Here is a 25,086-nt window from a genome sequence, read left to right as displayed (position 1 = left end):
CTAATGCAGCCGATGCGTGATCCGCGCCAATTCGTCGGGATCGATAGGACGCGCTTCTTCCAGGCTGAGCAGCGGTACGCCGCTGGTAATGGGAAAGGCCAGACGGGCCGCGATCGAGACCAGTTCGGTTCGGTCCGCCGACAGCGTCAGTCTGGTCTTGGTCAGCGGACAGACCAGCATTTCAAGCACAAGCGGATCAAGCTTGTGCCGGCGGTTTTCGGCCCCGGTCATTAATTGAGCGGCGCGGCGGTGCCCCGCGCCATTTCATATTCGGTCATGGCAATCAGGGTTTCGGCCCGCGCCTCCAATGTCGGCGCCTCCAGCAGAACCTGCTTTTCCGCCGCGCCATAGGGCGAGACCATGCAGCAGAAATTGACCAGATCGGCGGTGCCGGTATTCTCGATCTCCTCCCAGTTGAGATCGATATTGGCGAATTCGGCATAATCGCGCATCATCCGCACAAAACGGCGGCGATCGACCTCCGCCTCACCGAAATTGCGGGTAAAATCGCCGGCGAAATCATCCACGCTGATTTCAGCCTGGCGGAAGGAAGTGGAGGTCTCCAGCTCCTGCACCAGCCGAAAGCGGGTGACCCCTTCGAGGATGATGAAATAGCGCCCATCGCCACTTTCCTCGAAATGGGTAATGCGGCCCAGGCAGCCGATATCCTGTAATGGCGCGGCGTCTTTGGGGCTTTCTTCGGAGATATTTTCGGGTTGAATGAGCCCGATCAGCCGATCGCCGCCCAGGACCGCGTCGACCATGTCGATATAGCGCGCTTCGAAAATATTGAGCGGCCGATGCGAAAACGGCAGGAGCAATGCCCCGCTCAAGGGAAAGAGCGGAACCCGGCTCGGGACTTCGGATGGCTGGCTGGGACGTTTGGACATTACCGGCCTTATGAGAACAGGGCCGTCGAGAGTAGGCGCCGGCCCTTGAGCGTGGCGGGGTCCTTGGGCCCCCAGGCTTCGAGGAGTTCCAGCAGCTTCTTGCGGGCGCCGTCCTCGTTCCAGGCGCGATCGCGCCTGATGATCGCCACCAGCGCTTCGGCTGCCTCCAGCCTCTTGCCCTCGGCATTGAGAACGAGCGCCAGCTCGAAGCGCGCCTGATGATTGTCGGGGTCGGCGGCGACGGCCGCTTCCAGCGCCGACGCCTCGGACAGCCCGGCCGCCTCTTCCCGCAGGCGAATGGCATTGGTTAAGGCCAGATAAGCATCGCCGCTGCGCTGGTCTTCGGGCAGCAGATCGAGAGTGGCCTTGGCCTGATCGATCTCCTCGGCGCCCATATAGGCCCCGGCCAGCCCGATCAGGGCTTCGGCGTGGTCGGGCACGCGCTGCAGGATCATGCCATAAATCTGCGCGGCCTGGCCCAGCTCGCCCGCATCGCGCGCCGCATTGGCCATGTCGAGAGCCTCGGCAATCTGACCTTCGAGAGAATCGGCTGCCGGCTCCGGCGCGCCCGCGGCCGCAATCACCCGCTCGGCAAAGCGGCGCACCTCGCCCTCCGGCATGGCGCCCATAAAGCCATCGACCGGACGGCCGCCGGCAAAGGCGAAGACCGCCGGAATGGATTGTACGCCCAATTGCCCGGCGATCTGGGGATGTTCGTCGATATTGATCTTGACCAGACGAATCTGCCCGGCCTTCTCGGCCACGATCTTTTCAATGGCCGGGCCGAGCTGCCTGCAAGGACCGCACCAGGGGGCCCAAAAATCGACCAGCACCGGCACCTCGGCGGAGGCGTCGATAACATCGGCCTTGAAGCCGGCATCGCTGCCATCACGGACGAGGTCGGCGGGATTGGGCGCGGCTGCTGGGGCGCCATTGAGGGAAACAGTCATCGCTAGCGGCTCTCGGTCGTGTTCGGTTCTTGTTCTATGCGGCCTTTTTGGGCCCAGCGGGCCGCCGGTGGCAAGCCTTCTTTCCCACAGGCGCGAGAGAAGATGACGGCGCCAGGAAAAACTGGGTTGCAATCGGTCCGGCGATTGGGCATATAGGCGCGCGTCACCGCCCTGCCAAGGGCAGCGACATGGAGCGCGGGTGTAGCTCAGGGGTAGAGCATAACCTTGCCAAGGTTAGGGTCGTGGGTTCGAATCCCATCGCCCGCTCCAGATTTCCAAAGGAAATCAAGGACTTATATAGAGGCCGCCTTCGGGCGGCCTTTCTTTTTTGTTCGAGCAACCACCGAGCTACCACCGAAAGTGAGGGAACTGAGCCGTGGCAATGGCGGCCCCATAGTACGATCGTGCCGCTTTGATGGCACTCTCGTGCGCCGATGGCGTCAAAGGGGTGGGATACGGACAGGCAGCTTTCGACGCGCTTACCCCAGCTTTGCGCCAAAAGAGGACATCCGGCCAAGGGTGCTCCTGCCGCTCGCGATCCTTCATGTCGGCATTGGGCGGCACGCATCCTCGCAATCGTCTCCTCGGTCGCGTCCGTTCCCTTGCCATCTTCGTGCTAGGTGGTGGCGACGCCTCGCCCACGTGCACCGGGGATTGTGCGAAGCCCCGCCCCGGAGATCGGACTCGTCTGACCAGTATTCGTGGTAGAGAAGGGAGATATTGTCGAAAAGCGGCGTCAATCTCTCTTTGAATGTTGAAAAATGCGTCTCACGGGATCTGTCAATCTTCGCCCTGTGCGTTTGGGATTTCTGGTTCCACCGAACGACCTTTCGGTTGTCTCGCGCGTGGCAAGGCTCGCCGCCTGCGTCTGGGGCGGCAGATACTGCCCCATCATCCCGTTCTTCGAGAATGGCGGCGAGCACTGGACTGCGCCGCACAGTCTGACCAAAGGTCTCGATGTCGCAAGGGGATACATAGATTTTTTCGAGCCCGACACCCTGGTCGAAGCTGTACCCGGCATGGCGGAACAACTGGGCTGGAAGGATACGCCGTTCCACATGGGTCTGCCACGTGTCGTGTCCTTGGAGCAATTCTTCGAGGTCGACGAACGTGGTCGCGTGAATTTTTCGGCAGGCATCGACATTCTTGAGGTCATGCAGGAGTTATACGATCGGGAGTTCAAGTACGAGCGACGGCGCAAGCGGTCATTCTCGATTGTCGATGAGAGCGACGGAGACGCGTTCTTTGATCTTGTCGGCGGAAGGTACCCACTCGACGAGGCGCTCGACGAAACTCGGCACGCATACAAGGAAGTGTTCTCGGCCGAGCCTTTAGTAGCTAACGCGGATGCCGCGCTTAAATTCGTTCGCGAGGGAAACGCCGGTCCGCTGTGGATCACTCGACATGGACTGGAAGAGTCGCTGGGTCGCGGCGGCCGCGACGACACGTTCTTCATTTTCGATCCGAAGAACGCGGGCGATGCCATCGACTACTGGAATTTCCGGCTGGTCGAGCGGCATGTCACGCCGATTAATGTCGAATGGCTGGCCGAACATCGCGACTTTGTCCGCGAGCGCATCCTCGAAACCTTCCGGCCAATCCCCGGCAACCCGTCGGGTATAAAGTTTCACACGACACTGGTCTTTGGAACGTCGATCTCCGAGGAGCGGCGCAAGGCGCTTTGGACGGAGCATTTCTCCCGGCTGCCGGATTGGTCTGTAGTTGGCGCTCATATGCCGACGCTTTCAGCGCATTCCCGGCGGAACCACGGACCGCGCGAGGATAAGATACTTGTGTCCGCCGCAACGGCGTCATTCGACGAGACGCTGAGCCCGGATCGGTACGTCAAGCTGCCCGCGCCCATGCCGGGCTTTGTGAATGCCACGAAGACCTACCGGCGCGCGCGCTGGGTCAATGTCATCGCCACTGGCTCTTCCGTGTACGGCGACGAGGCGGCGACGGTGTACCCATCCAATCTCTGGTCGCCCGAGTATCCCCGTCTGGCTACGGGCGATACGTTGCGGATAGGCCGTGAGGGCTGGGTGCTCGCCAAGGAACACCCCATCGATTACTCGCTGGTGCGTCCGGAAAACGGGCGCGATGCGATAGTTGGTTGGCTGAAGTCCCAAGGCATCGAGGCCCAACCATCTTCTGAAGGCCAAGTCGCCGCTCAGGTCATTGCTGCCGTGGGCGGCATTGCGCAAGCGGCAATATTCGCTGATCGCAGAACCATCGAGCTGCTGGGCGAGATGGCCGAGAACCATGCCGAGGTCAGCCGCGGCGACAAGCGCGTGATCTCTACAGTTCCGGACCGCGCGAAACACGTCGGTGTCATCAAAGAGCACTTCGACGCACGCGCTAAGGGTGCGTTCGGTCTCTGGAATGGGCTGGAACGATACCTTAAGGCCAACGTCTTTCGGGCTGGTCTGAGGGTGCAATGTCCGGTCTGCCAGTACCAGAACTGGTACGACCTCGACTCGCTGACCTATCGCCCGACCTGCACGCGCTGCCTGAACCAGTTCGACTTCGCCCAGACGCCGGAGGCCCTAAACCGGGTGAACTGGTTCTACCGCGTCATCGGCCCGTTCGCTGCGCCTGACTACGCTGGCGGCGGATATGCTGTGGCCCTAACCCTGCGGGCTTTGGCTCATCCCAACCACGCCGAGATGACCTGGTCCACGGGCCTTCGTCTTCGGCAGCTCAACAGAGAGGTCGACTTCATCGGATGGCATCGTCGCGACGGTATCCTCCGCGACGAACGCGAAGAGCCACTGCTGGTGTTCGGCGAGGCAAAGAGCTTTGGGCGCGGCGCGTTCGACGCGAAAACGGTCGATGGGCTGAGGCAGGTCGCCGCACGGTTTCCTGGCTCAGTGATGGTTGTTTCATCGCTCCGCCACATATCCGAGTACATGCCGCAGGAACTGGCGGTCTTACGCGGCCTTGCGCTGTGGGGACGACGCGACGTATTTCGTGGCCATGCCTGCAATCCGCTGGTGGTGCTGACAGGGACAGAACTATTTGCCGGATACGGGATTTTCCAGGCGTGGCAGGAGCAGGACGGTGAACGCGTGCATTCGGTTTACGACGAGTCCGACCTGCACGAACTCTCCGATCTGACGTTAGCGCGCTACTTGGGCATGCAGGGATACTGGGCAGAGCGGTTCGCGGAACGGAGTCTGCCTGATCAGCGTGCGCGTCTGACTAGGTTAATCAGAGCGCGTGCTCTAGGCGAATAGCCATTGCAAGGCGGGATCAACGACATCGGGCCCGCCTTTCCAGTATCGGCAACTCGGCGGTCCTATTCTGGAATGGCAAGTCCGCTTCGGCTAAAAGCGGTCCTAGTGAAAGCGGGTGCTGAACGACCGAAATGGGGTCGATGGCTGACTGGCAACACCGGGGTGGGGAGCGGACCGGCCGCTTACAGCGGCCAGGCCGCAATACCAGACACGGCGGCATGGAGCCTAGCTCAGCCGCCACTTCAATAAATTCGTGGCTAGCTAGGACGCGGTAGTTGTCCGCGTCGCTAAGAAAGATGTTCTTAGTATTAGCAAAATTGGAGACGCTTAGAACGGGTTCCTTCGCCAATCTCCTTCAAAGTTTCCCTTCGATAGGCACGCGCTCTGGAAGTTGAATGACGGGGTCCCCCGTGCCTGCATCTTGCAAGATTACCCCCAATGCTCGGATCCATCGCGTATTGCACGAGACAACTCTCGGAAAAGTGGGTAAGGCAAAGCTGATAGACAAGCCCGTGGTCACCGGAACGGTCGCGGCCGAGTTGGACGATGATGTTCAGCACGATGCTGAACAACCGAAAAAGTCCGGTCTCCAGCGGTCGGGCGGCCTGCAGGTGGGGCCGTCAGGCAAGCTGCGCTTCGGCACCGGCAGGGTGAAATCGCGGTCGTTTTAATTCGGCCAGGTCGAAATCGTCGCGCGCATAAATAGGTGTGAACACAACCGATAGGAGATTTATGATGTTCACACACTACCTGGCGAGAGCCGCTTTCACCCATCTCGAAACCCAGCAGGACGGCAGCCTCAAAACCGTGCTGCAGGTCTATACCGCGTTGCCGATGACACCGAATTCACCAGCCCAGAAAAGGCTGGTCGGTGCCATCGTCAGTCACATGCAGCGGTTTCCGCATATAGACCGGGCTGACATCAACTAGCAGGCGGTATCCCCGCATACTTCATAGCAATGGCAGTGAGCGTGGCGGTTGCCACGTCGCTGCCTATCTTCACGCCGGCCTTTCCCGTGGCCACGGCAGCCTTGCCAACCCATTCCAGGGCGCGTTTACCGAGGCCCTTGTGTTTTCCGTCTTCCTTCTCGTCAGCCTCAACGGCGGCCTTCAGCTCGTCGGCGTCATCAGCCGTAAGGCCCAGCCCGGCAAGGGCGTTCTTGAGGCTGTCCATGTCGCCGGCGATGACGGTGTTCGCGTTGATAGTGCCATTGTCGCCGAAATTGTTATTGCCGCCGTATATGATGTACTGGACCAAGTGCTGTACCTTTTCAGAAGGCAGTTCCTTGACCGCCTGTTCGGTGTCGTCGGGCAGCTCGGACTGTATCTCGAGCGCGAATGTGAGGACCCTGGTTCGGACATTGTCGACCATTCCCGCCATGAGGCTTCCCGGGATGGGCATCCAAGCGGAGACTAGCGTGTAACCGTGGAAGAACGAGCTTTGGTGGATGACGACCACATCTTGCGGCCATGGCTGCCGGTAGGTGCCGGTCAAGTCGGCATCCTGGTACGCGGCTATCTGCTGCCGCAGCTCGATATCCCGCGCCAGATGCTGGAACTGCTCCTTCATCACCATCGAAAGAAGCGGCTGATTTGATATCCGGGCACCCAGTGGGCCCGCGAAATGCCCGATGGCTGTGCCTGTCGCCTTCCGATAATCGGGCAGCTCTGCGTCTGCGGGGTATCCGTTAAGCTCTCTCTACCCAGGCCTTGAACGCATCGTTCTTGAGCTTATGGGCGAGGACCAGGCAGCGCCGCAGGATGTCCGCGATCGGCTCCTTGGTCTCAGTGACACTCTGAATTATCCCGTCCAGCAGTGTCATGGCGCCACCACGCTGCACTTACCGACAGCGATTGCGAGGCTGTCCCTATAGTCGTCGGCGCGCAGCGCGTTGATGCGCGTCAATGTGAACTCGCCGCTGGGCTCGAAATTGTAAGGCGCGTAGGCCTTGTCGCAGCGGACGAAGTTGGTTTCCGTCCCGTTCAGCGGGAATTCGGTGCACTGTGTCACGTCACTGGACCCCGGTGTCTCGCCGACTTCATAGCGTGCGTAGCATGCCTGCCGCTTGTCGGAGCTTTCTGCGATCGCTTCCCGGCAGTACCGCCCGATCGTCTCGCTCTCGGCGATTGGCCTGATGATGTACGACGCCGTGAAAAAGTTGGACTGCACCCATTTACCGTTTTCCCAGTTGAATCCGGTAGCGGCGTCCTCGACACACAGCGACGTCGCCGCCAGCGTAGGCATCGTCAGGACAGCTGTGGCCAGTAGTGTCGCCATGGTCCTCATTTCACCCACTCCGAGCAATTCCCTAATGTCATGACGATGGGGCCGGCGTTGTCGACTGCGTCGGATTTCGCCAGCGGCGACGGCGTCTCCATGAACTCGCCTCCCGGAGTGGCCGACAGGCTCGATAGCCGGAATCCATCGCATATGATATCCGTGATCTTGCCCAGCGTGGAGACCACCATGCAGCGCGACACCTCGGCCAGCGTGGGAGTCTGGTCCACTTCGTGACGCGCGAAGCAGCTGAACGAAAGGCCGTAGACCTCGTTCGCCGGAACCTCGATCGTGGCACCCTCGGCGCGGAGCATCCGAAAACAGATGCCGGCGATCTCGTCAGTCTCGTCCAGTTCCTGGATGAAGAACGGCGCCACGTCGAATTGCCCAGCCTTCCAGACATCGCCATCGCGACTATAGCCGGTAGATGTCTGCGGAATGCACAGCATACCGCCTGCCATCGTCTGGCCCGTCATCGCGGCCAGCGCAATCGACGCGAATATTGCCCTTGTGCCCCTCAAGTCCTCGCTCCCTCGAATATTTATCCCTGTTCTAGCGGCATCCACTCGTCCACCGCCAGCCCGATTATCCCTTTTTTGCAACGACCTCGGCGCGGACCATCCGGCAAAAGCGGAGCCGCGCGTATTCGCAAGCAACAGACATTGCTGCTTCACCAAGGGGTAAGCATGTCGGCTCTTGGGCCGATTTAATTACGACATAGATGTCTGTATTGGTGAAGGGTTTGGGATGCCGTTTGGCGTCGCAAAGCCACCCATGCAGGAACCCGCGGTCCGCATGCGCTGGCTATGGGGTTTTCAGATTTGGCCTGATCAAGTGCCGGCCGCAACTGCGGCATATGGCGTGGCGCGTTGGCCAGGTGGACGTGGTCCGGGCAGCATTTGAGCCTCAGCGGCGACGATAGTGGTGAGATCGGCGTGCATGATGATGGTCGCTGGAGCGCCTGGCGCGAACCATCCCGTCGGCCAGCGATGCGTCGCTGCCGTTTGAACAGGCAGGTCATGCCGGGTCATGGACGGTCTCCCGGGTTGATGGTCGGGCGGTCGGCGGGGCCCGCGGTTGGCACCATGCAGCGAAGGTCTCGATGATCACCATGGTGCCACCGCAGTAGGGACAAGGCGGGCGCTGGTCTGAAGTCTCGGCGGTCGGCGGTTCGTCCGTCGCCGGCGCCACCCCCAGCATGTCGCGGGCCTGGACGAGGCAGTCCTTGCGGGCGGAGCTGGCGAGCAGACCGTAGTGCCGGATGCGGTGGAACCCGCGTGGCAGAACGTGGATCAGGAAGCGGCGGATGAACTCGTCGGCGACCAGAGTCATGACGCGCTGCCTTTCGGCGCCGGAGCAGCGATAGTTCTTGTAGCGGAAGGTCACCTCATTGCCGTCGAAGGCGATGAGGCGGCTGTTCGAGATCGCCACGCGATGGGTGTAGCGCGAGAGATAGGCGAGCACCGCCTCGGGCCCAGCAAAGGGCGGCTTGGCATAAACCACCCAGCGCTTTCTGCGGACCGGAGCAAGGTGGCGGATGAAGGTACGCCGGTCGCTGAGCCCTGCCATCTGTCCGAAGAAAGCGAGCTTTCTGGCACCATGGAGGTCGAGCAGCCGGGTGATGAACAGCCGCCGGAACAGCGCGCCGAGCACCCTGACCGGCAGCAGAAAGGCTGGTCGCGATGATATCCACCGACCATCCGGCGCGATGCCGCCACCCGGCACGATCATGTGGATATGGGGATGGTGGGTCATGGCCGAGCCCCAGGTGTGGAGCACTGCGGTGATGCCGATGCGGGCACCCAGGTGCCTGGGATCGGCGGCGATGGTCAGCATGGTCTCGGACGCCGCCTTGAACAGCAGGTCATAGATCAGCGCCTTGTTGTGGAAGGCGATGTCGGCGATCTCGGCGGGCAGCGTGAAGACGACATGGAAGTAGCCAACCGGCAGCAGGTCGGCTTCGCGCTGCTCCAGCCAGGTGCGTGCCGCGGCACCCTGGCACCGGGGACAATGCCGGTTGCGACACGAGTTATAGGCGATACGCTGATGCCCGCAGTCGGAACAGGCTTCGACGTGACCACCCAGGGCAGCGGTGCGACAGGTCTCGATTGCCGACATGACCTTGAGGTGGCTGAGGCTCAGGTGTCCGGCATGGGCAGCGCGATAGGCAGGACCGGCGGCCCGGAAGATATCGGCGACCTCAATGGTGGCGCGCACCGGGTCAGGCGGGTGGAGGCTTGTCCTCCATCAGGGCCATCAGCCGGTCGAGGGGACTGGCGACCGCCTGGATCGTGCGGGTCGAGACCTTGGTGTAGAGCGCGGTCGTCTCTAGCTTGGAGTGCCCGAGCAGCACCTGGATGACCCGGATATCGACATCCTGCTCCAGCAGGTGCGTGGCAAAGCTGTGCCGCAAGGTATGCGGGCTGACCCGTTTGCGGATGCCGGCGACTTCGGCCGCTTCCTGCACCGCGCGATGCAATTGCCGCGACGAGATCGGATCCGTGCGCGAGCGCCCCGGAAACAGCCAGCCATGGGGCAGCATGACGCCCCGCTGCTTGCCCTCGCGCCACCACAGTCGCAGCAGGTCAAGCAGCTGAGGCGAGAGCATGGCATTGCGATCCTTGCGGCCCTTGCCCTGTTCGACCCGGATCAGCATCCGGGCGCTGTCGATATCGTCGACCTTGAGGTGGGCCACCTCGGAGACGCGCAGGCCTGCGCCATAGGCGACCCCGAGTGCAGCCTTGTACTTGATGCTTGGCGCCGCCTCGAGCAGCCGGGCCGCTTCCTCGATGCTGAGCACGTCGGGCAGCTGGCGCTGATAGCGGGTGATCACCAGGGCCCGCGACAGATCCCGCCGCTTCAGCGTCACGTCGAACAGGAAGCGCAAAGCCGAGACCGCGCCGTTTATCGTGGAAGGACTGACACCACTTTCATGCTGGTGCAGCTGGAAGCGGCGGATATCATCGGGCGTGGCGGTATCGGGTGTGCGGCCCAGAAACGCAGCAAAGCCCCGAACGTGCCGGATGTAGTCTTGCTGGGTGTGCCAGCCCAGACCGCGCATCAGCATGTCCTGCTGCATGCGCTGGCGAAGCGGAGTGGCGGGAGCGGCCGTCGGTGACGTAATCATGGGGAGTTCCTCTCGTTGAAAGAAACTCCATGGTCCGACTGCGACCGCAGCCGCTCAAAGGCTTAAACGACGACGCTGAACCAGCAGCGCACACCCTCCCGCGGAGCGGGTTAGTGCATGGGGTCGGAAGCCGCCGTGCTGATGCGCCCAGGTCAACTGCAGCTTTTGATCTATGGCACCAGAAGCGGGCAGACTGCTCCCGGCCCGAGGCTGTGTGAGAACTCGCTGAGCTTGTCGCGTCAGTATAGTTTGGGCCAGCGCGCGTCGGCTCGGTTCAGCCCTCTATTGCCTTGAGGGTGGATGCAACGCCGGCGACGGCGATGGCCCGCTTGATGTTGTAGGCCAGGACGGTCAGGCTTGCTTCAGTGGCAACGTTCTTGAGGCCACGCGTTCGGAAGTGGGTAGCGCCCATCCAGCCCTTGATGGTGCCAAAGACGTGCTCGACCGTACAGCGCCGGACCGCCATCGCCTCGGGCATTGCGTCGAACCTGCGCTCCATCTCATCGAGCACGGCCTCGTGCTCCCACCGTCGGATGCGCTTTTCCTTGCCCGCCGTGCACAGGGGACGCGAGGGGCATGCGCTGCAGGCCTTCTGGTTGAAGTAGACGCTGATGAGCTTGCCGCCCTCCACTCGGGCGAAGCGCTTCTGCAACTGCTGGCCGGCGGGGCACCGATAGGTGTCGGTCTCAGGCTCATGCACGAACATGGCCTTGCCCCAAAAGCCACGCGCCTGCGCCGGTGACGTATTCGGCTTGGGCACCATGGGGATGATGCCGGCTTGGGCGCAGGAGCGGATCTGCTCGCCCTCATAGTATCCGCGATCGGCAAGGGCGATCATCCCGGCAGCGCCCGTCTCGGCCTGTGCAGCCTTGGCCATCTCCAGCAGATGGGAGCGGTCATGGCCGCGGTTGGTCACCGCATTGGCGACGACGATATGATGCTTGGTGTCAACGGCCGCCTGGACGTTGTAGCCAACGACGCCGCGATGATCGCTGCCGGTTGCCATGGCGCGTGCATCTGGATCGGTCAGCGAGATCTGCCCGTCAGGCGCGGCTTCCAACTGCCGGCCAATCTCCTCAAGTTCACCGAGGCGCCCACGCAGCGCCGCCAACCGCTCCGTCAGGTGATCGATCCGTGGGGTCGCCGGGCCTGTGTCTGCCCTGTCGGCTTCTTCGAGCTCGGCAAGATAGCGGGCGATGCTCTCTTCGACATGGGCCTTCCGGCGCGCAAGCTTGCCCTTGGTGTAGTTCTTCTCGTGCGTGTTCACGGCCCGAAGCCGCGAACCGTCAATGGCAACCATGCCCCCGCCAACCAGGCCAAGCGCGCGGCAAATGGCAACAAAGCGCTGGCATGCGATCTGGATGGCAACAGGGTTGTCGTGGCGGAAGTCGGCGATGGTCTTGAAGTCCGGCACCAGCTTGCCAACCAGCCACATCAGCTCGATATTGCGGCCTGCCTCACGCTCGAGCTTCCGGCTCGACGTCAGCTGATGAAGGTAGCCATAGACGTAGAGCCTGAGCATCGTGTGTTTCGGCATGCAAATTTGACCCCTTACCGGGGGTAATCGGCGTCCAATATTGACCCCCCATTTTGTGTTTTAGGCAGACTGTCCGTCCTTTGGTTTGGGATAGGCGGTTGGGGGATGAAGTGCGTGGATACGATTGCACGGGTTCGTCGGGCATATTTTGTGCAGGGCAAGTCCATCAAGCAGATTGAGCGGGAGTTGCATGTTGCGCGCAACACGGTGCGCAAGATCATCCGGTCGGGTGAGACGAGCTTTTCCTATGAGCGTGAGAAGCAGCCGCTGCCCCGGATCGGTCCGTGGCAGGGGGATCTGGATAAGCTATTGCTGGCCAATGAAGGGAAGGCTGCGCGTGAGCGGCTGACGCTGATCCGGGTGTTCGAGGAACTCACGGGACTGGGCTATTCGGGCAGCTACGATGCAGTTCGTCGCTATGCCCGGAACTGGGATCAGGATCGCTCCGCTACGGTTGCATCCGCCTTCGTGCCGCTGAGCTTTGCGCCGGGCGAGGCCTACCAGTTCGACTGGAGCCACGACGTGGTGCTGATCAACGGCACCACGGTGACGGTCAAGGTCGCCCATGTCCGGCTCTGCCATAGCCGGATGCTGTTCGTGCGGGCCTATCCACGCGAGACCCAGGAGATGGTGTTCGACGCTCATGATCGGGCCTTCGCCTTCTTCAAGGGCACCTGCACGCGCGGCATCTACGACAACATGAAGACGGCGGTCGATACGATCCTGGTGGGCAAGGATCGAGTCTACAATCGCCGGTTCCTGCAGATGTGCGGGCATTATCTGATCGACCCTGTGGCCTGCACACCCGCCTCAGGTTGGGAGAAGGGCCAGGTCGAGAACCAGGTCGGGCTGGTGCGGGAGCGCTTCTTCACGCCCCGCCTGCGCGTGAGCAGCTATGACGAGCTCAATGCCCTGCTGCTGGACAAGACCATTGCCTATGCCCGGGCGCATCGCCATCCCGAGTTCCGCGACCAGACCATCTGGGAAGCCTTCGAGGCAGAGCGCGGCAGTCTGGTGCCTTATGCCGGCCGGTTCGACGGCTTCCATGCGGTGACGGCCTCGGTCTCCAAGACCTGCCTGGTTCGGTTCGATAACAACAAGTACTCGGTGATGGCCAGTGCGGTGGGGCGACCGGTCGAGATCCGGGCCTATGCCGATCGGATCGAGCTGCGTCAGGACGGCAGGCCAGTGGGTGAACATCCCCGCATCTTCGGTCGCGACCAGACCGTCTATGACCCCTGGCATTACGTGCCGGTGCTGGCGCGCAAGCCCGGCGCCTGGCGCAATGGCGCGCCCTTCAAGGACTGGGTGCTGCCGGCCAGCATCGAGAAGATCCGGCGCCGGTTGGGCTCGGCAACCGATGGGGGCCGGCAGATGGTCACCATCCTGACCGCCGTGCTCAGCGATGGCTTGCCGGCGGTCGAGGCGGCCTGTGCCGAGGCGCTGCGTGAAGGGGTCTGCTCCGCCGATATCGTGCTCAACATCCTGGCCCGGCAGCGCGAACCCCGCAGCCCGGTCACCATCCTCAATACCCCACAGGCCCTCCGGCTCCGCGTCGAGCCCATGGCCGACTGTTCCCGCTACGACAGCCTGAGGAGGGCAATATGATGGAACGCTCCGAGATCCTGACCACCATGAACACGCTCAAGCTCTATGGCATGAAGAGCGCCTATGACGAGATCATCGCCACGGCGATCAAACGCGAGCATCAGCCCGCTCGCATCGTCTCGGACCTGCTCACCTCCGAGATCGCCGAGAAGCAGGCCCGCTCGATCAAGTACCAGATGACCATCGCCAAGCTGCCCCTGGCCAAGGACATCGACGACTTCACCTTCGAAGGCACTGGCATCAACGAGACCCTGGTGCGCGATCTGGCCGCCGGCAACTTCCTGGCCATGCAGCGTAACCTGGTGCTGGTCGGTGGTACCGGAACTGGCAAGACCCATCTGGCGATCGCCATTGCCCGGGCCTGCATCCGCAACGGCGCGCGAGGCCGCTTCTTCAACGTCGTCGATCTGGTCAACCGGCTCGAGGCAGAGACCCGCGCCGGTCGGCAGGGGCGCCTGGCCGACTATATGGGCCGCAAGGACGTCGTCGTGCTCGATGAACTGGGCTATCTGCCCTTCGCCCAGTCAGGAGGCCAGTTGCTGTTCCACCTGATCAGCCGCCTCTACGAGCAGACCTCGGTCATCGTCACCACCAACCTCACCTTCGGGGAATGGCCGTCCGTCTTCGGCGACGCCAAGATGACCACGGCGCTGCTCGACCGGCTCACCCATCACTGCGATATCGTCGAAACCGGCAACGACAGCTGGCGCTTCAAAAACCGTATCTGACATCCTGCCCCCGCGGGCCGGATAGCGCCGCAACCCTGACCAGCTCTGCCATCCGCCCCGCTCCACAGCCATCCAATAAGGGGGTCAATATTGGGCGCCGATAAGGGGTCAAAGTTCGGTGCCGATTGACAAAATAGGGCTTTTGCGGCATGAACAGATGCTCGCCAGTCGTCTCGAAGCGGCCGTTGGCATGTGGCCAGAGGCCGGCCAGGGCCTTGAACAGGGTGGTCTTTCCAAGACCCGAAGCGCCGCGCACCCAGATAACCTCGCCTTGCGCCAGGGAGGTTTGCGGCACCTCAAGCAGGGTGCGGCCATCCGGCGTGGCCACACTGACCTCGGAGATTGTCGCGGTCTGCGCGCCCGACCGCAATGTCAGGCCGCCATGGATTCGTCCGGCGCGCTTGGCAGCCTCGAGAAAATTGTCGAGGCGCGAGGACGCCGCCACAAGATCGGCGAGATCGCGATAGGAGAAAATGAACCAGGACAGTGTGGTCACAACGCTCGAAAACGCGGTGGCCAGCTGCATCAATCCGCCAAAAGCGACGTGTCCGGCAAGATAGCCGGGCAGGGCGACGAAAAGCGGGATGCGCAGGACGGAATGATTGAATGGGAAGGTGAAGCTCGACAGGATGAGTTCGCGGTTCACCAGTTTGCGCCAGTTCTGCACGACGCCGTCGAAGCGCTTGTCGAGAACGCGGCGTTCGGCCGCTTCGCCTTGGCCCAGAGCCACCGCATCGGTATTGGCGCGCAAGCGGGCAAGGCCGAAGCGGAAATCGGCTTCGCGGCGTTGCTGCTGCATCAGAAGTGGTTTGAGCGGCTTGCCGAGAAGATGAGTCAGGACGCTGGAGAGCGCCACATAAAGGAAGGCGGCCCAGATCATATAATGCGGGATTTCGACCGGCAGGCCGATAAAGGCCAGCGAGAGAGGGAATTGCGCCAGGCCCCAGAGTACGACGATATAGGAGAGAAGGCCGACCACCCGGGAAATCAGGTCCAGCGCCTCGCCCATCAGCTTCTGCAGAAAGATGATGCAATCCTCGGCGATGCGCTGGTCGGGATTGTCGATGCCTTCCTTGCCATCCGCAGCCAGATGCCAAAAGGCCTTGTTGCTCAACCAGATGTCCAGCGCGTTGGCGGTCAAGCTCGTGCGCCAGCGCATTTCGAGCCGCTTGCGCATGAACATGCTGCACAGATGCCGCACTGTATTGGCCGCGACGATGATACCGAAGGCCCCGACCTGCCAGATGGCTTCGTTGACCTCCATGCGTTCGAGTGCACCATAGAAATCGCCGGTCCACTGAATGATGCGCAGACTGACCGCAACGCTGAGCAGTTCGAGCCCCACTACGGCGGCAAACAGGACCAGGCCCAGCTTGTAGGGATCGCCCTTCAGGCAAAGAGCCATTAGCCGCCAGAATTGTGAGAGGACTTTCAGCATGATCATGCCCATTGCGCGAAAAAGCCGCCGGAGGGCTGGTTCCCCCGGCCTGGGATTGCGGATCAGAAGCGGACGGTGGTGCCGACCTTGAAGGTGCGGCCAGGGCCGCGCTGAAGTTCCAATGGGTTCTGCGCCTTGACTCTGTCATCGGCTTGGATCGTGTCGTAGCCGGTCAAGGTATTGGGGAAATAGGCGGTGTCGAAGATGTTCTGCACGCCGAAGCTGATCTCGACGTTCTCGGACGGCTTCCAGCGACCGAAGGCGTCGAAGATGGCGTAACCATCGGGCTTGAAAGTCGTGGCGCTGGCGCGTTCGGTCGGGCCGGCGGCGAATGTGCCCAGCACTTCGAAATCGAGACCATGCTCGGGCAGTTCGTAGCGAACGCCGAGCACGGCGGTCAGCGGAACGGCACCGTCAAAGGCGGTTTCCGCCGCATTGGCCGCAAGCTGCTGCCGTCCGATCTGCCAGCTCACATTGGCAGAGGCAAAGATATTCTCATAAACCTCGTACTCACCAGCGACTTCGATGCCCCACAAATTCACCGATTCCACATTGTCGGACCAATAGGTGTCGGGCTGACCGGGGACGGGCTGAAGGCTGCGGATGAAATTGTCGTATTTGGCATAGAAACCGCCAAGGCTGAACCAGCCCTGGTCGTACTCGCCGCGCAGACCAACCTCAAAATTCTGCACCGATTCCGGTTGCAGGTTGGGATTGGGAATAATGTTGACAAATCCCGTCGCGCCGATGCCCTGACTCGACTGGAACAATTGCTGGGCATTGGGCATCTTGAAGCCCTCGCCATAGGCGGCGAACACCGAGAGAGTGTCGTCGAGTTCATAGGAAACCGACAATTTCTTCAGCAGCGTCGTGTTACTGACTGGTCCCGGCGTATAGCCCGGCAGACCGGTGTAGGCGCCCTCGGGCTCCATGTAGTAATTGGCGATGCGGATACCGGGCGTAACGGTCAGACGATCTTCGAATAGCTTGATTTCGTCCTGGATGAAGAAGTCGGCACGGGCCGTCGTGGTGCGGGGGAAGCTGAAGCCCTGGTTCTCCAGAACGGTCGTCAGGCCCGTCAGCGAATTGTAGGTCGAGTTCGTGCCGACATAATCGCCGCGCATGATGTCGCCATCAAAGCCGTAGGTCAGCGTATGGAAGGTGTCGCCGGCGTCGAAGGAGGATTGCAATTGCAGGTCGGCTTCGAGAAAGCTCTCGCTGTAATTGCGGATCTGCTCGACGATCTGCTGGCGGTTCGCATAAGTCCTGAACGCTGTGCTCTTCATATCGCGCGTTTGTGGCGAATAGGACAGGTTCCACTTCACCGAATCCAGCCAGTCAGCCCCGACCTGCCAGTCATGCGAGACTGCGAGACGCGAGCGCAACATCTCGAGAACGCGCGGATAAGCATCTGACGTATAGTATTCAGACGGGGGAGCGGCAGCCGCAAACGGGTCCCATAGCTGATCGACATTGGTCTCACGGGCGAAGAATTCGCCGGTCAGCTTGAATTCGTGATCGGCATTGGGGGTCCAGACCACCTTGGCCAAGCCATTATAAGCAGACGTATCTGCCGGGAAGAGGCGGTCGCAGCGGAAGCTTGCCGGACGCAGCGGGCAGCCCCAGATGCCACCTTCAGGATCGGCTTTGATGGCCTTGGGCTCGGTGCTGGTCAGGTTGCCGAAGCTGCCGAGTACCTGCACATCGCCGAAATCATAGGCAGCGGTGATCTGCTTCCTCCAGCTGGTGTCGAAGCTGTCAAAGCTGGTCTTGATTTCCACCGCCCAGGGCTTGTCCTGGCCATCGAGAAGGTCCGAGGGGTCCTTGGTGCGGAAGGCGACGGTGCCGCCCAATGCGTCTGCACCCCAGAGAACCGAATTGGGGCCGCGTACGATCTCGACCGCCTTCATGTTGAACGGATCGACAAAATCGCGACTGCCGTCGGTGATGCGTTCCTGAACACGCGAGCCATCCACGGTCATCTGAACCCGATTGCCGCCCATGCCGCGAATGTTGAACTGGGTGAGCTGGCCGAACGGATTGGTGACTGCCGTCTGCCGGTCCACTGACACGCCCGGCTGGTAGCGCACCAGATCCTGAATGTCGCGCACGACGCGCTTTTCAAGATCTTCGGCGCTGACAACCGAAACCGACGCCGGCACGTCCAGCACCTGCGCGGCGCGGCGCGTCGCGGTGACGGTCAGCCGCTTGAGTTGCGTCACCTGTGCGCTCGAAAGCGTCGTCTGTGCATAGGCGGGCACTGCCGCCAACACCGTTCCTGCGAGCAGACCTGCTGTGACGAGCAGCCCTAAGCGTGTGCCAAAACTCGGCGCAGCAGGTCGCGCACCCCAAGCATGATTATTCATGAGAGCCCCAAACTATATTTCGCTTTATTTGAAATAGCTGGCTGGCAGGCCCGAGGTGTCGGGAGAGGCTCGCTGGCAGATGCGCGGCGCCCGCAAGCGCCGCCATCCCGGATCATTATTATGACCGAATTCATCATCTATTATTCTCTGGAACGAAAGGGAGTCAAGCGAGCATTGCCCGCATGGCCGGAATTTACGCAAAATTCTGAATTTTCCTGAGCATAGGCGCTGGTCATGACACCTCTTGCATGCATCATAAAAATATGATTCTGAATGTCAGCTATTGTTACGAGGGAAAAGAGCAGGTACCACCGGCCCTGAGAACCAGCGGGGTCCGACCCTTTGCCGCTCTGGCATAAACGTTGTGAAAGTCAGATCGACATGACCCGCCCCGAGAACGACAAGAAGTATTCAGAGTCGAAGTTGGAAGCAACTACACCTAAAAAATCGGTCAAAAGCGAGGATATTTTCCATGACAGTCGTTCTTTGACGATTATTCACGCTGGTTCAGAATATACGCTTCGCATTACCAAGCAGAATAAACTCATTCTCACAAAATAAGACATTCCCGATGAGCAGCAAATCCGCCGCGGAAATCCGCGATCTTCGCCAAACCAATCCAACGATGCGTGCGCGTGACCTGGCGCGCATCCACGGCTTTTCGGAAGCAGAACTGGTGGCCGCTCAGGTCGGCGCCGATATCGTGGCCATCAAGCCCGATGTCAGTGCTCTGCTCAATGGCCTGGCCGGAGCAGGGGAGATTATGGCGCTGACACGCAACGAAAGCTGCGTGAGCGAAAAGATCGGACCGGTAGAGCGCGTCGAAATATCCCCGCACGCCGCCATGGTCATCGGCGAGCAGATCGACCTGCGGATTTTCCCCAGGCATTGGCAGCATGGCTTTGCCATCGAACGGCATGATGACAAGGGCAAGGTGCATCGGTCCATGCAGTTTTTCGATGCCCAGGGCAATGCGGTGCATAAGGTGCATGCGCGGCCACGCACCGACCTGGCGGCCTGGGCGGGTATCGCGGGCCAGCTAACGCTGCCCGAACAGGCGGACACGATTGCCGTCCAGCCCGCCGCTGCCAAGGCGGAGTTTGCGGACAAGGTGGACGAAGCGCTTTTGCGGCAGCGCTGGCAGGGTATGACCGATACCCATCAGGTTTTCGGCCTATTGCGCGAGTTACGCATTTCCAGGTTGCAGGCCTTGCAGGCGCTTGGGCCCGAACTGGCCTGGGAACTCGATCATTCGGCGGTAGAGACGCTGTTCAACCGGGCAGCGATTGAGGCCGTGCCATTGCTGGTTTTCGTCGCCAATCAGGGCTGTACCCAGATCCATGGGGGGCCGATCAAGACGATCAAGATGATGGGGCCGTGGCTCAATGTGATGGAGCCCAATTTCCATATGCATTTACGCCTCGACCAGATCAGTTGTGCCTGGGCGGTGCGTAAGCCGACACAGGATGGTGTGCTGACGTCGATCGAGCTGTTTGACGAAGCTGGCGATCCGATCCTGCAAATGTTCGGGCGGCGTGGGCGAGGACAGGCGGAACGCGACGATTGGCGGATGCTGGCCGAGAAATTGCCGCTCAAGCTTGAAAGGAGCGCCTGATGCGCCTCGCCCGGATCGCCATAGCGCTGACAATGGCGTTGGTTCCCGTCAATACCCTTGCTCAGCAGGACGCCGCTATGCCCTCGCTCCTTATCGAACTCAATGCCATCGAGGCGGCCGATGCGGGCTGCAAGGTGACGTTTCTCGCCACCAACGGCCTTGAGGCGCCCATCGACAGGACGGCGCTCGAGGTCGCTTTGTTTCGGGCGGATGGTGCCATCGAGCGCATGGTGACCCTTGAGTTCAAGGCGCTGCCGCAGGGCAAGACCAAGGTGTTGCAATTCCAGGTTCCAGCGCTCGATTGCGACAATCTGGGGCGTATATTGATCAATGACGTCAAGGCCTGCGAGGGCCCCGAGCTGAATGTCGACATGTGCTTCGACCGGCTCGAAACGCGGGCATTGCCAGCGTTCGCCTTCGGAGTCTGAGATGGGCGAGGCGCATGATTTTTCGCTGTTCAGCCTGTTCATGCAGGCCGATTGGGTAGTGAAAACGGTGATGGTGGGGCTGTTGTTCGCTTCGGTTTGGTGCTGGGCCATCATCGCCAATAGGGCCATCGCCTATGGTCGTTCGCAGCGGCAGATGCGCATTTTCGAACAGGCTTTTGCCGGTGGCGCGAGCTTCGAACAACTGCGCGCTCTGGCGGAGACGCAGAATGGCGGGCTTTCGGCGGTGTTTGCCGCCGCCATGGATGAATGGGAAAAAAGCCACGCAGAACAAGCCGCCAATGCGCCAGGGCTGCAAAGCCGGCTGGAACTGGCGCTCGATCTGGCGGTCAGCGAGGAAAGCCAGGCGCTGGAAAAACAGCTCGGTTTTCTGGCGACCATCGGCAGCGCCGGGCCGTTCATTGGCCTGTTCGGCACCGTCTGGGGTATCATGAATGCCTTTACTGCCATCGCGGCCGCGGAAAATACGAGCCTTGCCGTGGTGGCGCCGGGCATTGCCGAGGCCCTGCTGGCAACCGCATTGGGTCTTTTGGCCGCTATTCCGGCGGTGATCGCCTATAATAAGCTCAGCGCCGATGCCGGCAATCTCATCGCGCGGATGGAAGGCTTTTCAGACAGGCTTGCCGCCATGCTGTCGCGTCAGCTCGATGCCGGAAGGGCAGCCTGATGGGCATGTCCATGGGCAAGGACAAAAAGGGCCGGGGACGACGACGCCGGGCGCCAATCGGCGAGATCAATGTCACGCCATTGGTCGACGTCATGCTGGTGCTGCTGATCGTCTTCATGGTGGCGTCGCCGCTGATGGCTATGGGTGTGGCGATAGACCTGCCCAAGGCGGCGGCAAACCCGATCCCTCTCGACAAGCCGCCGGTTTCCATCACCGTATCCGCTGACGGTGGAATCTCGGTGGATCGCGAGCCTGTGGCCGAGGATGAGCTGCTCGCTTTGGTGGCGCAGAAGGTCAATGATGATGCCGATGAGCGCCTGCTGATCCGCGGAGACAACGCGACGGCCTATGGTATGGTGATGAAGGTGATGGGCCTGCTCTCCAGTGCCGGCTATAACCGGATCGGGCTGGTGACGGAGCCCGAGGCGCAGCCATAATGCAGAAGGAATTCATCGGCTCTGCGCTGGTGCATGGCAGCCTGATCGTTGCGGCCCTGCTATGGATGGGGCTGCCGATGCCGGACGATGCGCCGGCGGAGGGCAGCGTCGTGGTCGACATCATCAGTAGTAGCCTGGTGACGAGCAATCTCTCGGAAGTGATCGCAAGCGATGCCAATGAAGACATGGTGCTGGGCGGCAGTGAAGTAAGCATCGTGTCCACGGATAATGCGCCGGTGATCGAGCCTCTGGCGCCGGAAACACTGGCGGCGCTGACCGAAATGCTCGAACCAATGCCCACATCGGAGATGGTCGAGCCGTTCCCGACCGAGCCCGTTGAGGTACTCGACGCCATCGAGGCGCAGACGACACCAAGTGAAACGGTCGAAACGCCGGAGCATCCCGAAATCATGACGATTGCGGCGCTCGACGGGGATAGTATCGAAGTTGCCAATGTGGCGCCCCTGCTGATGCCGGGAGAGGGGAGCGAAACACTGGATATCGTGGGGGCCGTCATGCCCACGCCGCGCCCGGCGGACCTCGAAGCGATCAGGGCTGCGGCAGTGCCGCCGCCGCCCGCTAGGGAGACACCCCGCCCCGCGCCACAGCAGGCCGGCAATGGTGGAAACAGCAATCAGAACAGTGCTGCGGCGCAATCATTGGGCGGGCAGGCGGGTGCCGGCTCGGGGGGCAATGCGGATATTGCCCGCTATCCGGGTCAGGTGGAACGCCGGGTTGCCCGGTTGCTGCGCTATCCCAATGGCGCAAATGGTGCGCGTGGCGAAGTACAGATCAATTTCACGCTCGACGCGTCCGGGGGATTGATCAAGTTGGCCATCGGCCGCTCATCGGGCAATGATGTGCTGGATCAAGCCGCTCTGGTCAGTGTCCAGCGCGCAGCCCCCTTCCCCGCCTTTCCAGCCGGAACGTCACGCAATCACTGGGATTTTTCTATCCCTTTGGCCTTTTCTCGCTAACACATCGGTAGCATCGAACACGTTATTCGGTATCTTTGATGACGCAGGATGAACCTCACGCTGCCCGTCAGAGGACGACGATGGGCTCGAGTAATCGGATGCCGGAACCGCGAAGGACCTGCAGAGGCAATTCCGTGCCGGCTCAGCGCGGTGCATGTCCGTCCGGGCGATATCGTCCGCCGGGGCGACGTGCTGGCCGAATTCGATACCCGCGAATTGCTGCTGCGCCAGGCGCGCATCGGCACTCAGAATCGAGCAGACCGCGAGCCGGCGCATGAGCGCCATGGCGGCGCATCTGGATCACCAAAATCGTGATGTCGCGCTATGTCGAAGAGGAGGTTTAGCTCCGATGCGGCGGAGGACGACAGCCTGCGGCCTCGGTTCGGATGGAGGGACGGAGACGCCTCTTCATCCTCTTGAACCAAAGAAAAGGGCGATGGCTATGCCATCGCCCAGTCGGTCAGGGAGATTTGATGTCGGGGCTCAGCCCTGGGGCTGGGCCACGATGCGCAGATAGGGCTTCAGCTCTTTCCAGCCATCGGGATATTTGGCCTTGGCCTGCTCGTCGGACACGGCGGGGACGATGATGACGTCTTCACCGTTCTGCCAGTTGACCGGGGTGGCGACCTGGTGCTTGGCGGTCAATTGCAGGCTGTCGATGACGCGCAGGACTTCATCGAAATTGCGGCCGGTCGAGGCCGGATATTCGATCTTGAGCTTGACCTTCTTGTCCGGGCCGATGACGAAGACCGAGCGTACGGTCAGGGTATTGTCGGCATTGGGATGGATCATGTCGTAGAGACGAGCCACCTTGCCTTCGGGATCGGCGAGAAGCGGGAAATTGAGGGCCGAGCCCTGGGTTTCCTCGATATCCTTGGCCCAGCCGCCATGGTCTTCGAGCTTGTCGACGGACAGGCCAAGGACCTTGACGCCGCGCTTTTCGAATTCGGGCTTCAGCTTGGCAGTATAGCCCAGCTCGGTGGTGCAGACCGGGGTGAAATTCTTGGGATGGCTGAACAGGACCGCCCAGGAGCCATCGATGAAATCATGAAAATGGATGGGGCCCTCGGTGGACTCGAGGGTGAAATCGGGGGCGGTGTCGCCAATCAGGATCGCCATATTCGTCTTCCTTTTGCCCGCCGGGGCGGGTTCATTGTTCCGTCACGACAATATCGTGCTCAAAGCGGCCGCATTAAACGGCAGCGGAGAGAATGCTTTTGCCTTGTTTGGGCCGCACTCGGCAAGCCATTGCAAGCTTGCCGCGAGAACGAGAATGGCAGGGATTATTCACCAGTGACCATGACCGAGCCCTGCATGGGCCGGGCATCGGGAGCGCCGTGCTTCCAAGTGACGTCCGGGCCGTCGAGCGGCACTACCGACAGGCTCATTTTGCCCGAGCCCTGCTGAATCTGGCGGGCATGAGCGAGATAGATGAGGGCATTGTTGCTGGCGTCGTAGATGCGGGTGACGCGGAGAGTCTTCCAGATCAGCGAGCGCCCCTGCTGGAATATTTCCTGGCCGCCGGCGCCGGTGCGGATATCACCAATGGTGATCGGGCCGATAGCGGTGCAATCGAGCGCCGAATAGGCCGGGTCCTCGAACCAATTGCCCTGACTGACCCGGTCGATGAAGGAGCGGTTGAAAAAGGCCAGATGACAGACAACGCCGTCCACGTCCGGATCGGCGACCGCCTCAATGGAGATGTCATTGCCGGTCCAGTCCACTCCCACATTGCCGATCTCGCCGCCCCGGCCGCAGGCGGCAAGGGCGATGGCGGCGATGGCGACGACGGCAAAGCGGGCAATGGGGTGCATGGCGGCCTCCGGAACTGATGGGAGCAAGATGGGGTGGATGACCCCAGGGTGCAAGGCAGGCTAGCGCTTCACCCGGCCATCCATCACCTTTTCCAGCCAGCGCACCAGCAGCGACAGCGAGATGGTCATGGTCAGATAGAGGAAGGCCACCACGTTATAGGTCTCGAAGAACAGAAAGCTCGACGCGGCCGAGAGTTTTCCCAATTGAGTGATGTCCTGCACGCCCAGCGCCGAGACCAGGGCGGAATCCTTGACCATGGAGACGAAATCATTGCCCAGCGGCGGCAGGATCATGCGCAGGGCCTGAGGAAAGATGATGAAGCGGAAGCAATGCCAGCGGCTGAGGCCGAGCGAGCGCGCCGCCTCGATCTGGCCGCGTCCCACCGCCTCGATGCCGGCGCGGAAGATTTCGGCGATGAAGGCCGAATAGCAGATGGTGAGCGCGAAAATGGCGCGCCAGACGAAATCGAAGCCGCGTATGCTGGCGGCGGGAACCCAGCCCCACTCGATCAGCGGCGCCAATGCCCAGTTGAAGCCGGCCACCATGGCGGGGGCGGCGACGAAGGCGACATAGAACAGAAAGACCAGGATGGGGATGCCGCGGATGATCTCCACGTAGAAGGTGGCGATCTCGCGCAGCATTCTGATGCCGGAGGTGCGCGCCAGGGCGATCAGCAGGCCCAGAATGGTGGCGGCAAAGAAGGCGAAGAACGTCACCCATAAAGTGGTGAGGACGCCGCCGGACAGGGTGCGGAAAATGCCCGAATAGGTCTGGTCGCTGGTGATGGCCCACAGGCCGAGCACGAACAGCAGCAGGATCGCCAAGAGCCAATAGGGCAGGCGAACGAAAAGTGACGGGCGGCGGGGCGAATGAGATTTCATGGGCGGGATGGATAGGGGAAGGCAATGGGCATGGCCATGGCCCCCCAGGATTGCATTGGCAGGCTCAATGCGCCCGGCGCCTTCGCCCTC

25 protein-coding genes, 1 tRNA gene and 1 pseudogene are annotated in these 25,086 nt (G+C 61.4%); 13 read left to right on the top strand and 14 right to left on the bottom strand.

Going from position 1 to position 25,086, the window contains the following annotated elements:
• The 3 genes from O9Z70_RS16060 to O9Z70_RS16050 are packed head-to-tail and all read right to left on the bottom strand — an operon-like array spanning position 1 to position 1,840.
• Positions 1–231, bottom strand: a complete 231-nt coding sequence (locus tag O9Z70_RS16060) for a Trm112 family protein (RefSeq protein ID WP_286020439.1) — start codon at positions 229–231, stop codon at positions 1–3.
• On the bottom strand, positions 231–890 hold the full coding sequence (locus O9Z70_RS16055) for an LON peptidase substrate-binding domain-containing protein (RefSeq protein ID WP_286020438.1): 660 nt from the start codon (positions 888–890) through the stop codon (positions 231–233). Before O9Z70_RS16055 ends, O9Z70_RS16060 begins: the two co-directional genes overlap by 1 nt.
• Positions 891–898: 8 nt before the next feature.
• Positions 899–1,840 carry a thioredoxin family protein gene (locus O9Z70_RS16050; RefSeq protein ID WP_286020437.1) on the bottom strand — a complete coding sequence of 314 codons (942 nt, stop codon included), beginning with the start codon at positions 1,838–1,840 and terminating at the stop codon, positions 899–901.
• A gap of 195 nt (positions 1,841–2,035) precedes the next feature.
• Between O9Z70_RS16050 and O9Z70_RS16045 the strand changes: the two genes are divergently transcribed.
• The 4 genes from O9Z70_RS16045 (at position 2,036) to O9Z70_RS16030 (ending at position 6,006) form a co-directional block, all read left to right on the top strand.
• Positions 2,036–2,110: transfer RNA gene (locus tag O9Z70_RS16045), tRNA-Gly, on the top strand.
• Positions 2,111–2,601: 491 nt separating this feature from the next.
• A complete protein-coding gene (locus O9Z70_RS16040; protein ID WP_286020436.1) occupies positions 2,602–5,076 on the top strand; it encodes a hypothetical protein in 2,475 nt (824 codons plus the stop codon).
• A gap of 458 nt (positions 5,077–5,534) precedes the next feature.
• Positions 5,535–5,747, top strand: a complete 213-nt coding sequence (locus O9Z70_RS16035) for a hypothetical protein (protein ID WP_286020435.1) — start codon at positions 5,535–5,537, stop codon at positions 5,745–5,747.
• Positions 5,748–5,808: 61 nt separating this feature from the next.
• Positions 5,809–6,006, top strand: a complete 198-nt coding sequence (locus tag O9Z70_RS16030; protein ID WP_286020434.1) for a hypothetical protein — start codon at positions 5,809–5,811, stop codon at positions 6,004–6,006.
• Here the strand turns inward: O9Z70_RS16030 and O9Z70_RS16025 are convergent.
• From O9Z70_RS16025 to O9Z70_RS16000, 6 genes and pseudogenes are all read right to left on the bottom strand, one after another.
• Positions 5,999–6,899 (bottom strand): annotated as a pseudogene (locus O9Z70_RS16025) (AbiTii domain-containing protein). The gene O9Z70_RS16030 and the pseudogene O9Z70_RS16025 overlap by 8 nt on opposite strands.
• Positions 6,896–7,354, bottom strand: a complete 459-nt coding sequence (locus O9Z70_RS16020; protein ID WP_286020433.1) for a hypothetical protein — start codon at positions 7,352–7,354, stop codon at positions 6,896–6,898. Before O9Z70_RS16020 ends, O9Z70_RS16025 begins: the two are co-directional and overlap by 4 nt.
• Before the next feature lie 5 nt (positions 7,355–7,359).
• The gene (locus tag O9Z70_RS16015) at positions 7,360–7,875 is read right to left on the bottom strand and encodes a hypothetical protein (protein ID WP_286020432.1); all 516 of its coding nucleotides are present in this window, start codon (positions 7,873–7,875) and stop codon (positions 7,360–7,362) included.
• A 496-nt stretch (positions 7,876–8,371) separates the two neighbouring features.
• Positions 8,372–9,571, bottom strand: a complete 1,200-nt coding sequence (locus tag O9Z70_RS16010) for an IS91 family transposase (RefSeq protein WP_286020431.1) — start codon at positions 9,569–9,571, stop codon at positions 8,372–8,374.
• Positions 9,572–9,575: 4 nt separating this feature from the next.
• Positions 9,576–10,481: a tyrosine-type recombinase/integrase gene (locus O9Z70_RS16005; protein WP_286020430.1), complete on the bottom strand. Its 906-nt coding sequence runs from the start codon at positions 10,479–10,481 to the stop codon at positions 9,576–9,578.
• Positions 10,482–10,755: 274 nt separating this feature from the next.
• Complete coding sequence (locus tag O9Z70_RS16000; protein WP_286020429.1) at positions 10,756–12,018, bottom strand: IS1182 family transposase; 1,263 nt, start codon at positions 12,016–12,018, stop codon at positions 10,756–10,758.
• Between the two features lie 105 nt (positions 12,019–12,123).
• Between O9Z70_RS16000 and istA the strand changes: the two genes are divergently transcribed.
• Both istA and istB read left to right on the top strand, forming a co-directional pair.
• A complete protein-coding gene (gene istA, locus O9Z70_RS15995; RefSeq protein ID WP_286018323.1) occupies positions 12,124–13,626 on the top strand; it encodes an IS21 family transposase in 1,503 nt (500 codons plus the stop codon).
• A complete protein-coding gene (gene istB / locus O9Z70_RS15990; RefSeq protein WP_286021956.1) occupies positions 13,626–14,354 on the top strand; it encodes an IS21-like element helper ATPase IstB in 729 nt (242 codons plus the stop codon). Before istA ends, istB begins: the two co-directional genes overlap by 1 nt.
• Here istB and O9Z70_RS15985 read toward each other — a convergent pair.
• Both O9Z70_RS15985 and O9Z70_RS15980 read right to left on the bottom strand, forming a co-directional pair.
• The gene (locus tag O9Z70_RS15985) at positions 14,338–15,759 is read right to left on the bottom strand and encodes an ABC transporter ATP-binding protein/permease (protein ID WP_286020428.1); all 1,422 of its coding nucleotides are present in this window, start codon (positions 15,757–15,759) and stop codon (positions 14,338–14,340) included. The two genes, istB and O9Z70_RS15985, sit on opposite strands and share 17 nt — an antisense overlap.
• Before the next feature lie 95 nt (positions 15,760–15,854).
• Positions 15,855–18,053 (bottom strand): TonB-dependent hemoglobin/transferrin/lactoferrin family receptor, encoded by a 2,199-nt coding sequence (locus O9Z70_RS15980; protein WP_286022036.1) that lies wholly within the window; start codon positions 18,051–18,053, stop codon positions 15,855–15,857.
• A gap of 486 nt (positions 18,054–18,539) precedes the next feature.
• Between O9Z70_RS15980 and hemP the strand changes: the two genes are divergently transcribed.
• From hemP to O9Z70_RS16360, 7 genes are all read left to right on the top strand, one after another.
• A complete protein-coding gene (gene hemP, locus O9Z70_RS16365) occupies positions 18,540–18,719 on the top strand; it encodes a hemin uptake protein HemP (RefSeq protein WP_286020427.1) in 180 nt (59 codons plus the stop codon).
• A gap of 10 nt (positions 18,720–18,729) precedes the next feature.
• Positions 18,730–19,773 carry a hemin-degrading factor gene (locus O9Z70_RS15970; RefSeq protein ID WP_286020426.1) on the top strand — a complete coding sequence of 348 codons (1,044 nt, stop codon included), beginning with the start codon at positions 18,730–18,732 and terminating at the stop codon, positions 19,771–19,773.
• Positions 19,773–20,201: a hypothetical protein gene (locus O9Z70_RS15965; RefSeq protein WP_286020425.1), complete on the top strand. Its 429-nt coding sequence runs from the start codon at positions 19,773–19,775 to the stop codon at positions 20,199–20,201. The genes O9Z70_RS15970 and O9Z70_RS15965 overlap by 1 nt, the downstream gene beginning before the upstream one ends.
• A gap of 1 nt (position 20,202) precedes the next feature.
• Positions 20,203–20,886, top strand: a complete 684-nt coding sequence (gene tolQ / locus O9Z70_RS15960; RefSeq protein WP_286020424.1) for a protein TolQ — start codon at positions 20,203–20,205, stop codon at positions 20,884–20,886.
• 11 nt (positions 20,887–20,897) lie between these two features.
• Positions 20,898–21,323, top strand: a complete 426-nt coding sequence (locus O9Z70_RS15955) for an ExbD/TolR family protein (protein WP_286020423.1) — start codon at positions 20,898–20,900, stop codon at positions 21,321–21,323.
• Positions 21,323–22,300 (top strand): energy transducer TonB family protein, encoded by a 978-nt coding sequence (locus O9Z70_RS15950; RefSeq protein WP_286020422.1) that lies wholly within the window; start codon positions 21,323–21,325, stop codon positions 22,298–22,300. Before O9Z70_RS15955 ends, O9Z70_RS15950 begins: the two co-directional genes overlap by 1 nt.
• Positions 22,301–22,450: 150 nt before the next feature.
• Positions 22,451–22,615 carry a biotin/lipoyl attachment domain-containing protein gene (locus O9Z70_RS16360; protein WP_502870141.1) on the top strand — a complete coding sequence of 55 codons (165 nt, stop codon included), beginning with the start codon at positions 22,451–22,453 and terminating at the stop codon, positions 22,613–22,615.
• Between the two features lie 168 nt (positions 22,616–22,783).
• On the opposite strand, the gene O9Z70_RS15940 is transcribed toward O9Z70_RS16360, so the two are convergent.
• The 3 genes from O9Z70_RS15940 to O9Z70_RS15930 form a co-directional block, all read right to left on the bottom strand.
• Positions 22,784–23,419: a peroxiredoxin gene (locus O9Z70_RS15940; RefSeq protein WP_286020420.1), complete on the bottom strand. Its 636-nt coding sequence runs from the start codon at positions 23,417–23,419 to the stop codon at positions 22,784–22,786.
• A 164-nt stretch (positions 23,420–23,583) separates the two neighbouring features.
• The gene (locus O9Z70_RS15935; RefSeq protein WP_353057801.1) at positions 23,584–24,114 is read right to left on the bottom strand and encodes a CreA family protein; all 531 of its coding nucleotides are present in this window, start codon (positions 24,112–24,114) and stop codon (positions 23,584–23,586) included.
• A gap of 60 nt (positions 24,115–24,174) precedes the next feature.
• The gene (locus tag O9Z70_RS15930; protein WP_286020419.1) at positions 24,175–24,996 is read right to left on the bottom strand and encodes an amino acid ABC transporter permease; all 822 of its coding nucleotides are present in this window, start codon (positions 24,994–24,996) and stop codon (positions 24,175–24,177) included.
• Positions 24,997–25,086 lie beyond the last annotated feature (90 nt).

Origin of the sequence: Devosia sp. YIM 151766, assembly GCF_030285925.1 — a bacterium.
Classification (GTDB): domain Bacteria; phylum Pseudomonadota; class Alphaproteobacteria; order Rhizobiales; family Devosiaceae; genus Devosia.
The sequence above is the reverse complement of the archived record's forward strand: the minus strand, read 5'-3'. Positions and strand labels throughout refer to the sequence as shown.